Genomic DNA, 15124 nt, shown 5'->3' on the forward strand with positions numbered 1-15124 from the left:
AGACCTGCATGGAAACTGTTGACGACGCTGACCTGCTCAAACGTCTGCTTAACGGCGAGCAACAGGCCTTCCGCGAGCTGGTCACTACCTATCAAGGTGCCATGCGCGCTGTGGCCCATGCGATCGTCGGCAATCGCCATGCTGACGAAATCGTTCAGGACGCCTGGCTGTCAGTGGTGCGCAACCTGTCCGGGTTCGAAGGCCGTTCGAGCCTGAAAACCTGGCTGCTGACCATCACGGCCAATGCGGCGAAACAACGCTACAAGCAAAATCGTCGTGAAGTGCTGCTCGACGATTTGCCTTCGCCCCACGGTACTGTCGACGATGAGCGGTTTTCCAGCGATGGCCACTGGTTGCTTGCCCCTTATTCCTGGCATCAGGACAGCCCTGACGCATTGCTCAGCGAAGATGAGTTGCGCGAATGTCTTGAGCAAACGCTCCTCAGTCTGCCGCAGTTGCAGAGCAGTGTGCTGGTGTTGCGCGAGCGCCAGGGGCTCGAGCTCGAAGAAATTTGTAATATTCTTGAGATATCGCTCTCTAATGTCCGGGTGTTGATACATCGCGCCCGACTCAAAGTCTTCGCGACCGTGGAACATTTCGAGGAAACTGGCGAATGTTGACCTGCAAACAGCAAGTAGCGGTCTCAAGTGACTATCTGGATGGTCAGCTGAGTTTTCGTCAGCGGTTGTTGGTACGCCATCATTTGCTGTTCTGTCCGAACTGCAGGCGTTTTATCAGGCAAATGCGTTTGTTGAGGGGCACGTTGCAAAAACTTCCCGAACCGCCACCGGAGGATCTGGAGCAGACGGTTGAGCGAATGATGCGCGAGCAGTCGCGCTGATGGCGGGGCATGAACGAGAACACTGTCGGTGGATGTGATGGGGGCCGACGGCATCCTCGCTCTGCTTTTACGGCACAAAACGCTGAATGACTTCAGCGTTTTGTCTATTGAGTAAACCTTTCTTTTAGAACTTGGCTTCCAGGTCCAGCTGCAAGGTGTTGGCCTTGGCATCTTTCTGGGTGGAGGTCGCGTAGTCGGCCTTGGTCAGGAAGTAGGTCACGCCGACACCGAAGTTCTTGTCGATTTCATAACCCACTTTGAACTTGTGACCGCGGGAACCGGTAGTACCGTTGGCGAAGTCAGAATCGGTGAAAGCGCCGACCACGGCGTTACGCTGAATATCGCGGTAGTTGTAGTCCAGGCTGAAGGCGTTGAGCTTGGATTTGAAGCCCACCAACCAGGCATCATCCTGATCGCTGTCGGTGGCAGCGTTATGCACGTATTGGCCGTACAGCGACAGCGGCACGGGCAGGTTGGCGATATCGACCTGACCGAAGCCTTCGTACAGGCGGAACTCGTCAGTGCTGTTACCGTTGACGCCGAGTGCACATGGGGTGGTCTTGGTCCCGGTGGTCGGGCACTTGCTGTCCTTGTCGTTGTTGTAGCTGTAAACGCTGCCGCCCAAGGTCACTTTCAGGCTGTCGGTAGGGGCGAAGCGAGCACCCAGCTGGCCGGCGTACAGGCTCAGGTCGTGCTTGAATTGCACGCCTTCGCCGTCAACGTTGTCCTTGAGGGTGTAGTAACCGGCGCTACCAAACATTTCGACGCCGCTGTTGCCCAGGTTGTGTTTGTAAGTGGCGGCCAGACCTTCCGGGTTGATATCGCTATCCCAGATTACATCGCCCATATTGACCCACGGCTGTGGCATCTTGCCGGCAATCAGGTGCAGGTCCTTGACGGCGGTCGGGTGGTAGTCGATGAACGCCATGTCCAGCCACAGTTGCTTCTTGTCGAAGTAGTTGTCCAGATCCTGGTTGGTGGAACGTGCATCATCACCGCCGCCAGTGGCAATACGGATACCGGTATTCACCTGCGGGTTGATTTCGGTATAGGCGCCCAGGCGAGCACGAATGCGTTGGCGGTCCTTGTTCTTGCCATCGGATTCGCCGTCGATCTTGACGGTTTCCTGACGAACCCGTACATCCCCCTTGAGTTCGGTTTTGGCGGCCCAGGCGACTTTCTGTTCGAAGGCACTGAGATCGGATTTTTTCACCTGATCGGCGGCAGCTTCTTGCTTGGCTTGATTCTCACTGGCGAGTTCAGTTTGCAGCTCGGAGTACTGTGCAGGCGAAATAGAGCCGTTGGCTTTTAGCATTTCGAGCAGTTTGGCATCGACCGCAGCGCTGGCCGGAACGCTCATGGCCAATACCAGGCCACCACACAGTCCCGCAGCAACCCGTGTAGATACAAGACGCATTATGAATCTCCCAGTGCTGAGATGGCCCTAGCCACCCCAAGAAAAATCGGCCCTTTACGGGCTCACGTTAACGAGGCTTGGCGTGTCATGAGCGTGTTGGCAAACAGGTCGCTCATAACCCCGTGTTCTAAGAAGCGGCGTCAGTATCGCGGGTGGATATGACAGAAAAGTGGCAGACTGATAGCAAGTCTGTGACAGTGAAGCGATTCAGTGGTTGGGTGATACCATCGCGTCTACGCCGCGCCTTGAGGACTATTAATGCCGCTTCAACGACTCGACAGCCTGTCCACCATCCCCGCCCATGAATGGGATGCGCTGGTGCCGGTGGCCCAGCCTTTTTTGCGCCATGCCTTTCTCAGTACCCTGGAAGACAGTGCCAGCCTGGGCCCGCATTCAGGCTGGCAGCCCGAGCATTTACTGCATTATGAAAATGGGCAGTTGCAGGCGGCGTTGCCCAGTTATCGAAAATGGCATTCCTACGGTGAGTACGTGTTCGATCACGAGTGGGCGCAAGCCTGTGAGCGGGCAGGTATCGAGTACTACCCCAAGCTGCTTGCGGCAGTACCGTTCAGTCCGGTCAGCGGCCCCCGGTTGTTGGCCGCCCGTGCCGAGGACGGGCTTGAGCTGCTGGCGGCCTTGCCCGGTTATCTGCAGATCGAAGGGTTGTCCAGCGCCCATATCAATTTCACCGACCTGCTGGCCGATACGGCGCTGGCGCAACAACCCGGCTGGATGCAACGGCTGGGTTGTCAGTTTCACTGGCAGAACCGCGGGTACCGGGACTTTCAGGATTTTCTCGATGCCCTGAGCTCACGCAAGCGCAAACAGATGCGCAAAGAGCGTGAGCAAGTGGCAGGGCAGGGGTTTGAGTTTGAGTGGCTGGAAGGCCAGCAGGTGAGTGAAGCGCAATGGGATTTTGTCTACGCCTGCTACGCCAACACCTATGCTGTGCGACGGCAAACGCCGTATCTGACCCGGGATTTCTTCAGCCTGCTGGCCGAGCGCATGCCCGAATCGATTCGCGTGGTGCTGGCCAAACAGGGTTCGACCCCGGTTGCGATGGCGTTCAGCCTGATCGGCGGCGACAGTCTCTATGGTCGCTACTGGGGATGTCTTGGCGAGTTTGACCGCCTGCATTTCGAGACGTGTTTCTACCAGGGCATGGATTACGCTATCGCCCACGGTATCAGGCGTTTTGATGCTGGTGCTCAGGGCGAGCACAAGCTGATTCGCGGCTTTGAACCGGTGATCACACACTCATGGCATTACCTGCGCCATCAGGGCTTGAAGGCGGCCGTAAGTGACTTTTTGCAGCGTGAGCGGGTCGGTGTGCTGGCGTATGCTGAAGAGGCGAGGTCGGCGCTGCCATATCGGCAGGCCTGACCCTCGCGTCCGGCCGTTTAGCTGCCTTCCTTGCCCAGCCAGCGATAGACCAGTGCGCCAATGGCCGCACCGAGCATCGGCGCCAACCAGAACATCCATAACTGCTGAAGCGCCCAGCCGCCCACGATCAGCGCCGGGCCTGTGCTGCGCGCCGGGTTGACCGACGTGTTGGTCACCGGGATCGAAATCAGGTGGATCAGCGTCAGCGCCAGGCCGATGGCCAGAGGGGCGTGCCCCGCGGATACCCGTTTGTCAGTGGCGCCCATGATGATCAGGATAAACATGGCGGTCATGGTGATTTCACAGATGAGCCCCGACACCATGGAGTAGCCACCGGGTGAGTGGTCGCCATAGCCATTGGCTGCGAGCCCGCTGGCAGCCAGATCAAAGCCGGGTTTGCCACTGGCAATCATGTACAGGAGCCCGGCAGCAATCACACCGCCGAGGATCTGGGCAATGATGTAGGCAGGCAGTTCTTTTGCAGGAAAGCGTCCACCAACCCACAAGCCGAAAGACACGGCCGGGTTGAGATGGCAACCACTTATATGGCCGATGGCAAAGGCCATGGTCACCACGGTCAAGCCAAATGCCAGAGCCACCCCCAGCAGGCCGATGCCGACATCAGGAAACGCGGCTGCGAGCACAGCACTGCCGCAACCGCCCAATACCAACCAGAAAGTACCCAGCAACTCAGTGACGGAACGTTTGAACAAGGTCATGGAGGAGATCCCGGATGGATAAATCCATCGAGCAATTGAAGCGGCGTTGCCTCCTGCGATTTACTACAGGATTCTCCCGAATCCTTTACTAATTACAGCACTCGCCGGTTTTTTTTCCAGTGCCATAAAAAACGCCAGCCCCCTTTGAAATCGGGGGCTGGCGTTGTGCTCCACGCGCTTTGCAGCTAGCGCTTTTTTGGTTCAGTCGATGCCGACAAAACCACCGGTCTGGTGTTGCCACAAACGCGAGTACAAGCCACCTTTGGCGAGCAGCTCGCTGTGGGTTCCGGATTCAGCGATACGGCCGTTTTCCAGGACCACCAGACGGTCCATCCGTGCAATGGTGGAGAGGCGGTGGGCGATGGCAATCACGGTTTTGCCTTGCATCAGGGTTTCCAGGCTTTCCTGGATCGCGGCTTCGACTTCGGAGTCCAGTGCCGAGGTGGCCTCGTCCATGATCAGGATCGGAGCGTTCTTGAGCAGCACGCGGGCAATGGCGATACGCTGGCGCTGGCCGCCGGACAGCTTGACGCCGCGCTCGCCCACATGAGCGTCAAAACCGGTGCGGCCCTGGGCATCGGATAGCAGCGGGATAAACTCATCGGCCCGGGCTTTGCGCACGGCTTCCCACAGCTCCTCGTCGGTGGCGTCCGGCTTGCCGTACAGCAAATTGTCGCGGATCGAACGATGCAGCAGCGAGGTGTCCTGGGTAATCATTCCGATCTGTTCGCGTAAGCTTTCCTGCGTCACTTCGGCGATGTTTTGATCGTCGATCAGGATGCGACCGCCTTGTAGGTCATACAAGCGCAACAACAGGTTCACCAGGGTTGACTTGCCGGCACCGGAAGGGCCGATCAGGCCGATTTTTTCACCGGGTTTAATTACCAGGTTGAGGTCGCTGATGATCCCGCTGCGCTTGCCGTAGTGGAAGTCAACGTGTTCAAAACGCACTTCGCCACGGTTGACGATCAAGCGTGGAGCCTGGTCGCGGTCAGTCACGGCGACAGGTTGGGCGATGGTCTCCAGGCCGTCCTGAACCATGCCGATATTTTCAAAAATGCCGTTGACCACCCACATGATCCAGCCGGACATGTTGACGATACGAATCACCAGGCCGGTGGCCAGGGCAATTGCGCCGACGCTGATCAGCGACTGGCTCCACAGCCACAGCGCCAGGCCGCTGGTGCTGACGATCAGCAGGCCATTCAGGCTGGTGATTGCCACGTCCATGCTGGTGACCACGCGACTGGCCAGTCGGGTTTTTTCGGTTTGCTCGATAATGGCTTCGCGCGCGTACTGCTGCTCAAAGTTTGTGTGGGCGAACAATTTGAGGGTGGTGATGTTGGTATAGCCGTCGACGATGCGGCCCATCAGTTTGGAGCGTGCATCAGAAGATACCACCGAGCGTTCCTTGACCCGTGGTACGAAGTAATACAAGGCCCCGACATAGCACAGGATCCAGGTCAGCAGGGGGATCATCAGGCGCCAGTCGGCTTCGGCAAACAGCACCAGCGAGCTGATGGCATAGATCAGGACGTGCCACAGCGCATCGACGGCCTGTACCGCCGAATCACGCAGGGAGTTGCCGGTTTGCATGATGCGCTGGGCGATGCGCCCGGCAAAATCGTTCTGGAAAAAGTTGAGGCTTTGCTTGAGCACATAACTGTGGTTTTGCCAGCGGATCATGCTGGTCATGCTGGGGCTCAGGGTCTGGTGCACCAGCAGGTCATGCAGGCCGAAGAACACCGGGCGGATGATCAGTGCGACCACGGCCATCCAGATCAGCTCACCGCTGTGGACCTTGAAAAAGTCAGTATTGGGCGTGCCCTGGGTCAGGTCGATCAGCGTGCTCAAGTAGCTGAAAAGCGATACTTCGATCAGTGCCGCGATCAGCCCGACCACCAGCAAGGCGGCAAACACGGGCCAGACCTGGCGCAGGTAGTAGAGATAAAATGCCCAGACAGTGCTGGGCGGAGCCGGAGTGGGGGCTTCGCGAAAAATATCGATCAGTTGTTCGAAGCGACGATAGAGCATTGGCACTGACGCCCGCAGCGCGGGCTCTCCTTATAGTGGTGTGACCGGCAGAGCAAAACACGGTCGCTGCAGGCGAAGGCAGCATAGCCGTCTGCGGCAGCAGCGACCGTGTATTGTTTCCAGTCAGCGCTTCCTGCGTGATAGCGCCTGTCAGTCGATACGCTTGGCCGACTTGATCAGTACCGGATCGATGGGCACATTTTGCATGCCTTGTTTGGTGGTGGTTTGCGAGTTGACGATCTGGTCAACAACGTCCATGCCATTTACCACCTTGGCAAAAACGGCGTAACCGGCATCACGGCCCGGGTCCAGAAACGCATTGTCTGCCACGTTGATGAAGAATTGACTGGTGGCCGAGTTCGGATTCGACGTGCGTGCCATCGACAGGGTCCCGCGAACGTTATGCAAGCCGTTGCTGGCTTCGTTCTTGATCGGGTCGCGGGTCTGTTTTTGCACCATCTGCGACGTAAAACCACCACCTTGCACCATGAAACCCGGGATCACGCGGTGAAAAATGGTGTTGTTGTAAAAGCCGCTGTCGACATACTTGAGGAAGTTGTCAGTGCTGATCGGAGCCTTGACCGGGTCCAGTTCGATTTCGATCTTGCCAAAGCTGGTATCCAGTACCACGTGAGGCGCTTTGGCAGTTTCAGCCGCCATAAGGTTGGCAGCGAACAGCAGGGCGCCAGCGGCAAGAGCAATTTTTTTAAGCATGGTTCAGTGATCCTGAAAAGTTGGGTGACCGTTCTATGCCGCACCGTCAGTGAAGTTGGGGGGCATTGAACCAGTGCCCGTGCCACATCTTGCAATGGCAGATGTTCACGGGCGGCGGGTGTTGGACAGGATATTCTCGAATCAGGTTCCTGCCCACTGCTCATCACGCTTGCTGCGGTGCGGCGAAAGGTGCCTCGAGCGGTGCCGTGTCGAAAGTTCGCAACAATTCGACAAGGATTTGAGTTGCCGGGCCCAGGGGTTTGTCCTTGTTGGCGTACAGGAAAAACACCGGGTGACGATTGCCGCCCTGGTTGAGCGGCAACGGCTTGAGGAGACCTTCCTTGAGCTCGCGCTCGATCATGTGCCGTGGCAACCAGGCAAACCCCAGCCCGCTGCCCACAAAGGCAGCCGCCGTGGCCAGGCTGCCGACGGTCCAGCGCTGCTCGGAGCCCAGCCAGCCCACGTCGCGTGGTTGCTGGCGCCCGGAGTCACGAATCACCACTTGTAACTGGCTTTCGAGGTCCTGGAAATGCAACTCGCGTTGCAGGCGATGCAACGGGTGGTCGGGATGGGCCACGGCGACAAACTCCACGGTGCTCAACTCGGTACCCAGGTAGCCGGGAATATTGAAGCTGCTGATGGCCAGGTCAGCCACGCCTTCGAGCAGCACTTCCTCGACGCCGGAAAGAACCTCTTCACGCAGACGTACGCGACAGCCCCGGCTTTGCGGCATAAAGGCGGTCAGGGCGCGCACCAACCGGGCATTGGGGTAGGCTGCGTCGACGACCAGGCGCACCTCGGCTTCCCAGCCTTGCTCCATATGATGGGCAAGGTCTTCGAGCTGGCTGGCCTGCTTGACCAGTTGCCGGGAGCGACGCAGCAACACGCCACCGGCTTCTGTCAGCACCGCCTTGCGTCCGTCGATGCGCAGCAGCGGCACGCCGAGCTGGTCCTGCATGCGGGCCACGGTATAGCTGACAGACGACTGTGAGCGGTGGAGAACTTCAGCGGCTTGTGCGAAGCCTCCGTGGTCGACCACAGCCTGCAAGGTGCGCCATTGATCAAGGGTCACGCGGGGCGCTTTCACAATGAATTCCTCTGATTTTGAAGTGGTTACAGGATACCGTTAAACAAACAGATTTATAGATAGGTTGTAGCAGGTAATTGCGCTTTTTTATCGAATCAATGACCCCTAATCTTGGCTCCATTCTTACAGCATTTACAGATGGAGCTTGTCCGCCATGTCCAATGTTCTGATCATTGAAAGTAGCGCCCGCCAGCAAGGCTCGTTTTCCCGTCAGTTGACCCAGCAGTTCATCAGCCAGTGGCAAGCAGCCCATCCGACCGATCAGGTCACCGTTCGCGACCTTGCCCTGCACCCGGTACCGCACCTTGATGCCAACCTGTTGGGTGGCTGGATGAAGCCCGAAGCACAACGCAGTGCAGACGAGCACGCCTCCCTCAAGCGCTCCGATGAGTTGACCGACGAGTTGCTGGCCGCTGATGTACTGGTGCTGGCGGCGCCCATGTACAACTTTGCGATACCGAGCACGCTCAAGGCCTGGCTGGACCACGTATTGCGCGCCGGGGTGACCTTCAAGTACACCGAAACCGGTCCACAGGGGCTTTTGACCGGCAAGAAAGCATACGTGTTGACGGCTCGCGGCGGGCTATATGCGGGTAGCACCTCGGACCATCAGGAACCATATCTGCGTCAGGTCATGGCCTTTGTCGGCATTCACGATGTGACCTTTATCCATGCCGAAGGGATGAACCTGGGCGGTGACTTCCAGGAGAAAGGTTTGAATCAGGCCAAGGCCAGGTTGTCTGCCATCGCGTAGTCTGTTAATCGACAGATAATCGCCCGATGGCTTAATTGTTTCATTGCTCCTTCAAGCATGCGGTTCGCGCATCGAACCTCCCTTTGCACTTTATTGAGTGCCCGTGCCCGATCAGCCTTTGCGCTGGATCGGGCTTTTTTTGTCTGGAGCATTTGTTGCGTACAAGCATGTTCACGCCTTTCAAGTGCGCTATGTATCTATCTTTTTACAGGTCCATGCTCTGTTAGCTTTGCCCTTTAATTGTTTTGCCCGGGATCCTTATCGGATGGCAAAACATCACTGATTAAGGGCTGTGTGCCATGTCCATGCTTTCGTCCCGCCCAGAGGCGCAACTCCAAAGAGAAGCGCTGGCCATTGCCGGCCACCTATCCCGACAGCCCACTTTTCTTGCGGCCGCCAGAGATTCGTTTCGCACAACGTTGCACCGGCGCTTTGCGTTTGTGTCACAAGCATTTGACCTGGATGCAATGCATGTCACTGATTATCGGCTTGTGTGGAATCAGGATCAGACCGAGCAGGTTGCCAGTCCCGCCACTTCCCGGACTCTGGGTGAGGAACTGAGTCGATATCTGGCGAGCCGTGAGCTGCCGGTTTTTCAGGGGTTGGTCGGTATCTTCGACAAGGCGGGAGTCTATGGGGATCTGGGGGCGCGCATTGTTGGCGGTGACAATACCGGCAGTGAGCTCGTGGCCATGTTGCAGGATGCAGGTGTCCGGGCCTGCTTGAACTACCAGCAACAGGTAGCGGCTTTTTATAGCGGTACACCGCTGGACGGGCTCAAGTCGGCCATGGCTGTTGCCTCGCCCCATGAGCTGGCAGGTGTCGATCCGCAGCGACTTGTCTTCGGCGTCCTGGGGGTATCCGGCCATGAATGGGAGAGCCGCAGCATTGTCCAGCTGTTCGCGGCCTACAGGGAGAGCGGCGAGTTGGCTGCGCATCCGGACGGCATGAGCACGGACGGCCAAATGACTGCCTGGACATACCCTGCGGCCAGTGCGGGCCATTTTTATCGCAGTCACTCCGGTCTGGAGAAGCCTGGGGTTCTGCTTAAACTTCTGCAGGACGCCGATAATCGCTATGCCCGTGACCTGCCGATGAACGAGCCTCTCAAGGCCTGGCTGGCACAAAGAATGGCCAGGCAAAGGGCTGCTGAAGCCAATCTGCGTTTGCGCGACGGCACCTTGACGGCTGAAGGGGCGGCCATGATCAAGGGGATAACCGGCGGCGTGCGCGATGCGATGGATCTGCACAGCCCCGGCGTGTATGAGCTGTTTCTGCGGGTGCCTGAAATCGAGGCCCGGGTTGCCGGATGTCTGGTTCTTACCAGCAGTCCGCGGGATCTGCCTATCTACAGTCCTGCGGGTGTCATCCTGTTGATTGCAGGTCAGGGACTGATCGAGTTTTCCTCGGGCAGTGAGTTCAGTGACTGCATGACGCTCTGGCTGGATCAACCACAAAACCATCCCTGGTTGCGAGCCGGGGTTGCGTTGGGCCACCGGGACGCTGTTTTTGCCCATCGTCCACGTGCGCTTGTGGACTATCCGGGTGTACCCGGCGGCGATGCCTTTGCCCACTGCCTGACAACACTGCTGAGCTGGCAGCAGGACAGTTGTACGCATCTGATCCGTTCTGGCTCGGTGGAGCCCCTTTATCTGGAGCAGGCAATTGATCTCAGGGCCAGGTTTCGTGTCGGGCATGCGCTGCAGGTGTGCGAGTCAGCCCGACAGGGAAAGCACATCGCGCAAGCGTTCAGGAACACCGCCCTGAATGACGGGTTGGTGCAGGCATTCCCCCTGATCCAGCCACTGGTTTCACCATTCGATATGGACAGTCTGAATCTCAAGGGTTACCGCGATGACAGCAAAGTCACAGATCTGTCAGCCGGGAGGATAAATCCAGAGCATTTGCAGCTTGTCAGTACCAGTCCGCTCGGCGATGTGCTACGTGAAATGGTTGCCAATCTCGAGGCATTCAACGTTTTTGCCCAAGCAGATCTTTTCTTTATCTGTGCAGGTGACAATTGCATCGAAATGGCAGCGCAGGAGTTTCGTGAAAGCATACAGGCTCTTGTTCGCCCATTGAGGTACATCGCTGTCGAGTACCAATTGCCTGTAGCACCCGAGGCGGTGCCAGATGAACCGATAAACACGTTCAAACAGCAGGCAGACGCTACCTTGGCGGACTTGCAGGCTATGTCCGAAATGCTCAAGCAGTCTGCTGTACCGTCTTCGCGCAGGCTGCGTCCAGTCATGCATTCAGAGCTGCAGTGCGCCATCAGTGAGGTAATTCGCCAGTTTCAGTTGTTCAAGGATGACTTGCGTGGCGAGGCTATACAGGTGCTGTACCAGCGCCTGCCGCTTGCAGAAACACTGCCGGTCAGACTGCGCGGGCATCTGGAGACCTACCTGCAGGGTGACGGGCAAACCTATCTTTTTGATTACGGTGAGTCTGTAACTCTGCCGGAAATGCTCGAGTACTACCGTGTCATTCCGGCTGGCCCAACTACGGCTCCTGCCAGGCTGCAGGCACTGAACGATCTTGAAGAGCAGTATGCAGTTCGGTGTATGGGTATGGAGCGGGGCACGCCCCTGATTGACTGCCTTCTCACTGCGGATCAGGAGCGAAAGCTGCTGAATGCCGTCAAGGGTTTTATATCGTCCCGGCAGCCTTCACAAGGTGTTAACGCTCTGCCGCCGCTGGAATTGCTGGCACATTACCTGCCTGATTTTGACCCTGCCCGGTTCGCTCACACCAGGCCTGCAGTCGCGCTGCAACAGCTGCTGACTTCAGAATGCGGTCAGTGTCTCGGTCGCGAATTGCTCAAGGTCCTGGGGTGGCATGGCGCACGCGATGGTGAGACCAGCCCGGTGACGCTATGTACCCAACTGGTTTGGAAGACTCTTGTGCTTCGATACTCGCAGGCTGGTGAAGTGGCCGGTTACGATTTGCACTCGGATCGTCTATGGGGCAGGACCTATGCGTGGATCCGCAGCGATTTTGAGACCTTTTTGCTTACTTCGCGACAAGCTGCATCCTCGGCGTTTGCCGCGTTGCTGGCGCGGTTGTTGCGAACGGCCATGCCACCGGATTTCAGTGTCCGCGATATTCCTGGCGAACTGACTTACGGTTCGCCCAGTTGGGTCAACTTGCGCCATGGTGCCGAACTGGCGCATGCCATCGAGCCAGGCTCGACACTGCGCATGACATTTCAGGAAGTCATCCTGTTGCCTGGCAAGCAGGGGCAGGGGCTCGTTTTTTCCGCCAAAGCAAACGAGCAGGAACAGGTTCTGCTCCGCGAGAAGTCTTCAGCCATTCTTGCCTTGCGCCTGCCTCCACTGATGGCCTGGGCGGCCCTGCATGGCGTTGTACCTAAAATGCCCCTGGCTGCTTATTCCAGCGTGGAGATGCAGCGCGCAGTACAAGCGCTGGATGCGTATGAACACGCGATTTTCAAAGCAACCAATGACCTGTTCAAACCTGCCCCCAACAGGTTTGAAATTGCAAAAAAAGAGCTGGCACGGCGCGGCCTGAATCCCTATTTCAGCGAGTTCACGGCTGCCAGGGGCAGAATGCCGCTGTTTGAGCTTTACGCTGCCGGCAAGCATCTGGAGCTGGATTTTCCGCCCTACACTTCAGCCACCATACCGAGTGCCGAGGAGGTTCGCGCAAGTGCCGAGCGCTTCTCACGGCTCAAGAAGTTGCCGGTGAATATCGAGCTGGAATTCAACCGGCAGTACAATGCCTATGAGGCGGCGCTTGTGGCAGCACAACAGGCGGTTGTCAGGTTTTTACTGGACAGCCTGCCCCCGCGGCAGCGTCAGGACATTGAATACAGCCATGTCAGGGTATTGCGTGTCAGAGCTGAAAGTACCGGCAGTGTCAGTGAGGACAGCCCCGAAATCACGGACTCACTGATGTTGCGTCAGGGGTTTATTCTCGAAGTGTGCAAAAAAGAAACCTGTGATCTCTACGAGATTTTCCCAAGGGCGCTGCACATACAAGAGAGTCCAAGGCTCAAGCCATTGCTGGTAGGAGGCGTAATCGCTCCAAAGAAAATCGGTATTCACACCTGGGTCCACACTTTTCGGCATGGCACGGTTTTGAATATTGACGAAAATGCCTATCGGACCGGGCACAAACCCATGCCCCATGAGACCTCCCGATCCAGGCTGATTATTGAGGAGCTTGGTAGCGTGCCAGCGGGAGACGAGACGAGCAGTCATCTGCCCGATACGTTCAACTCCTTGCGCAGCAAACAGATTGCCAGGCTGATTCCGCTCTATATCGACAAGGGGCAAGCTCGTGCGGCTGCCCGGGGAGTGACGGCTTTTGACCAGGCACATCCTGCCCTGTCATTGCTAAAGGTGATTACGCCATTTTGGGGGGGCATCGAGGATCTGCTTTCGGATGATCAGAAACGCAGAGCTTCGGGGGCATTCGGGATGCTCCTGGACCTGCTGTTTTTGGTCCCCGTCGTAAGATTTGCCGGGGGGGCAGTGCGGGTGATCAACCTGGCTGGAAAGATCGGCTTCAAGGCCGTGTTGCCCCGGATGGGCAAGCTCGCCAGAACCCTGCTGGTGTCTCTGGCTCAGGAGCTGACCCCCCTGGATGGCTTGCCCCGTTTGCTCAAGTGGAGCGGTGTCAAACTGCTTGAGGGTGGTGCTTGTCTGGCTGAGAAAGGTCTCGGGCACTTCAGGCAAGTGACCAGCCTTTCAAGCGTGGCGCGTTACGACATTAAACAGGGGCTGGTAACGATCGCGGATCCCGGGGCCTGGAAGCCTGTGGCTCAGGGCGATGAGCTGCGTACGGTCAGTGATGTTAAAAACGTGCAGGTTCGCAACACGGGCAGCGTCACGACCAGTGATTACCGCCTGATTGATCCTGTATCCAGTCTTCCCTATGGGCCGCGCTTGGCCTCAGGCGCCCGGTCAGTACATTTCGGCCAGCAAAAATTCTTTGTTTCTGCCAGCCCTGATCTTCCCGATGGTTATTACTTGCTGCGAGTCAGAAGTCCTGACAATCCCTCGCAACTGCTCAGCAGCGGGGTAATTGCCAAGCCTGAAGCGGGAGCTGCGGGGCAATGGAAAAGAAGAGGGATCAAGGGCGGGGGAGATGAAGTGCCAGAGACCGCCAGTTTGCATACCTGGAGACTGCAGGACGATAACGGGCTGGCCTCATTGGGGGACATGACCACATTCCGGCGCAGCGACGTTTCATTGAAAGGGCGGCAGCCCGATACGACAACAGGTGTCCATACCTTCAACAATAGATCCTATATCGCGGTTGGAGATCCACCCGAGGCTTATGAGGTGGTGCGGGTCAGAAACAGACTCTGGCAGTTGCATACGGATGGTGAACAGGCTGGCCCCTTTGTTGTGTATAGGCCAGCTCAGGGCCAGACCTCAGGTGTCTGGGACCTGGCTCCGCAGATTACTCTGCAACCCAAGCCAAGATCGAAATGGGAGACCGCCCCCGAGATTCTGTTCACCCCGGAGCCGGACGGGCCGCAGCTTTACCGCAACCTGAACAAGCTGCCGGCGAGTACCCCCTGGCAGGTTGAGAGCGGCATCGACTTCAAGCGAATTGAGCAGGAAATCCGCACCCGGTTCAATGTTGAACTGGAGGGCGTTGAAGTCATTTCGACAACGGCCAGTGATTTGGCGGTCAGGATGGATATCCCCTACGACGCGGCCTCTGCGAAAGCCAGCCCTGTCGCCTGGACCTCCCCGCAAGGCAAGATCCATATCGCCACGGATCATCCGGATTATGTGGTAAACGGTCTGGTGGACTCCGACAAGGTGCGCTCCACGGTAGTGCATGAGTATGTCCATGCGGCCTCTCATCGCAGAGCCGGTTTGCAGGTCATTTCCGGGGAGGGGGTCAATTATGATGAAAGTGTGGTGGATTATTTCGCGGAAAAAATCTACTCGCAGATTTATCCCGGACGGCCCTACAAAAGCGGCTATTTCACCGCGGACGGAGCCCTGTGGCACGGGCAACTGGTGCCGTTTATGAGTCAAAGCGCAACCATGAACCTGGTTGAGATCCAGCAGGCACTCTTTCACGATCCGGCGTTGTTCAGGCCGCTGGGCCCGGACGCCCTGCAGGAATGGAAGCGGCTGACCGGTTTCTAGTGCTGTGCGCCCTGAGGTCTCAATTGCCCTGGAGCGGATGA

10 protein-coding genes are annotated in these 15124 nt (G+C 57.5%); 5 read left to right on the plus strand and 5 right to left on the minus strand.

From position 1 onward, the window contains the following. Positions 1 to 8: 8 nt before the first annotated feature. Entirely contained in the window at positions 9 to 620 is a 612-nt protein-coding gene (locus FHL07_RS05725) for an RNA polymerase sigma factor (protein WP_138738197.1), read from the plus strand. Next, complete coding sequence (locus FHL07_RS05730) at positions 614 to 841, plus strand: anti-sigma factor family protein (protein WP_095002677.1); 228 nt, start codon at positions 614 to 616, stop codon at positions 839 to 841. Before FHL07_RS05725 ends, FHL07_RS05730 begins: the two co-directional genes overlap by 7 nt. 124 nt (positions 842 to 965) lie before the next feature. On the opposite strand, the gene FHL07_RS05735 is transcribed toward FHL07_RS05730, so the two are convergent. Further along, positions 966 to 2258, minus strand: coding sequence for a putative porin (locus FHL07_RS05735; protein ID WP_165446539.1), 1293 nt, complete (start codon positions 2256 to 2258; stop codon positions 966 to 968). 258 nt (positions 2259 to 2516) lie between these two features. Here FHL07_RS05735 and FHL07_RS05740 point away from each other — a divergent pair, with 258 nt between their 5' ends. Next, positions 2517 to 3641, plus strand: coding sequence for a GNAT family N-acetyltransferase (locus FHL07_RS05740; RefSeq protein ID WP_095026948.1), 1125 nt, complete (start codon positions 2517 to 2519; stop codon positions 3639 to 3641). 17 nt (positions 3642 to 3658) lie between these two features. Here FHL07_RS05740 and aqpZ read toward each other — a convergent pair whose 3' ends face one another. The 4 genes from aqpZ to FHL07_RS05760 form a co-directional block, all read right to left on the minus strand. Next, positions 3659 to 4360, minus strand: a complete 702-nt coding sequence (aqpZ, locus tag FHL07_RS05745) for an aquaporin Z (RefSeq protein ID WP_095002674.1) — start codon at positions 4358 to 4360, stop codon at positions 3659 to 3661. A 201-nt stretch (positions 4361 to 4561) separates the two neighbouring features. Further along, positions 4562 to 6394 carry an ABC transporter ATP-binding protein gene (locus tag FHL07_RS05750; RefSeq protein WP_095002673.1) on the minus strand — a complete coding sequence of 611 codons (1833 nt, stop codon included), beginning with the start codon at positions 6392 to 6394 and terminating at the stop codon, positions 4562 to 4564. Positions 6395 to 6544: 150 nt separating this feature from the next. Continuing rightward, complete coding sequence (locus FHL07_RS05755) at positions 6545 to 7108, minus strand: peptidylprolyl isomerase (RefSeq protein WP_095002672.1); 564 nt, start codon at positions 7106 to 7108, stop codon at positions 6545 to 6547. A gap of 163 nt (positions 7109 to 7271) precedes the next feature. After that, positions 7272 to 8195, minus strand: coding sequence for a LysR family transcriptional regulator (locus tag FHL07_RS05760; protein WP_095002671.1), 924 nt, complete (start codon positions 8193 to 8195; stop codon positions 7272 to 7274). Positions 8196 to 8349: 154 nt separating this feature from the next. On the opposite strand from FHL07_RS05760, the gene FHL07_RS05765 reads away from it, so the two are divergent. Next, the gene (locus FHL07_RS05765; protein ID WP_095002670.1) at positions 8350 to 8949 is read left to right on the plus strand and encodes an FMN-dependent NADH-azoreductase; all 600 of its coding nucleotides are present in this window, start codon (positions 8350 to 8352) and stop codon (positions 8947 to 8949) included. 299 nt (positions 8950 to 9248) lie between these two features. Continuing rightward, entirely contained in the window at positions 9249 to 15083 is a 5835-nt protein-coding gene (locus FHL07_RS05770) for a hypothetical protein (protein ID WP_138738198.1), read from the plus strand. Positions 15084 to 15124 lie beyond the last annotated feature (41 nt).

Origin of the sequence: Pseudomonas sp. FSL W7-0098 (genome assembly GCF_005930585.1) — a bacterium.
Classification (GTDB): Bacteria; Pseudomonadota; Gammaproteobacteria; order Pseudomonadales; family Pseudomonadaceae; genus Aquipseudomonas; species Aquipseudomonas bubulae.

What these genes read in the sequence shown, in the direction of transcription:
- FHL07_RS05725 (WP_138738197.1), top strand. Translation starts at nt 9, where the DNA reads ATGGAAACTGTTGACGACGCTGACCTGCTCAAACGTCTGCTTAACGGC.
- FHL07_RS05730 (WP_095002677.1), top strand. Translation starts at nt 614, where the DNA reads ATGTTGACCTGCAAACAGCAAGTAGCGGTCTCAAGTGACTATCTGGAT.
- FHL07_RS05735 (WP_165446539.1), bottom strand. Translation starts at nt 2,258, where the DNA reads ATGCGTCTTGTATCTACACGGGTTGCTGCGGGACTGTGTGGTGGCCTG.
- FHL07_RS05740 (WP_095026948.1), top strand. Translation starts at nt 2,517, where the DNA reads ATGCCGCTTCAACGACTCGACAGCCTGTCCACCATCCCCGCCCATGAA.
- aqpZ (WP_095002674.1), bottom strand. Translation starts at nt 4,360, where the DNA reads ATGACCTTGTTCAAACGTTCCGTCACTGAGTTGCTGGGTACTTTCTGG.
- FHL07_RS05750 (WP_095002673.1), bottom strand. Translation starts at nt 6,394, where the DNA reads ATGCTCTATCGTCGCTTCGAACAACTGATCGATATTTTTCGCGAAGCC.
- FHL07_RS05755 (WP_095002672.1), bottom strand. Translation starts at nt 7,108, where the DNA reads ATGCTTAAAAAAATTGCTCTTGCCGCTGGCGCCCTGCTGTTCGCTGCC.
- FHL07_RS05765 (WP_095002670.1), top strand. Translation starts at nt 8,350, where the DNA reads ATGTCCAATGTTCTGATCATTGAAAGTAGCGCCCGCCAGCAAGGCTCG.
- FHL07_RS05770 (WP_138738198.1), top strand. Translation starts at nt 9,249, where the DNA reads ATGTCCATGCTTTCGTCCCGCCCAGAGGCGCAACTCCAAAGAGAAGCG.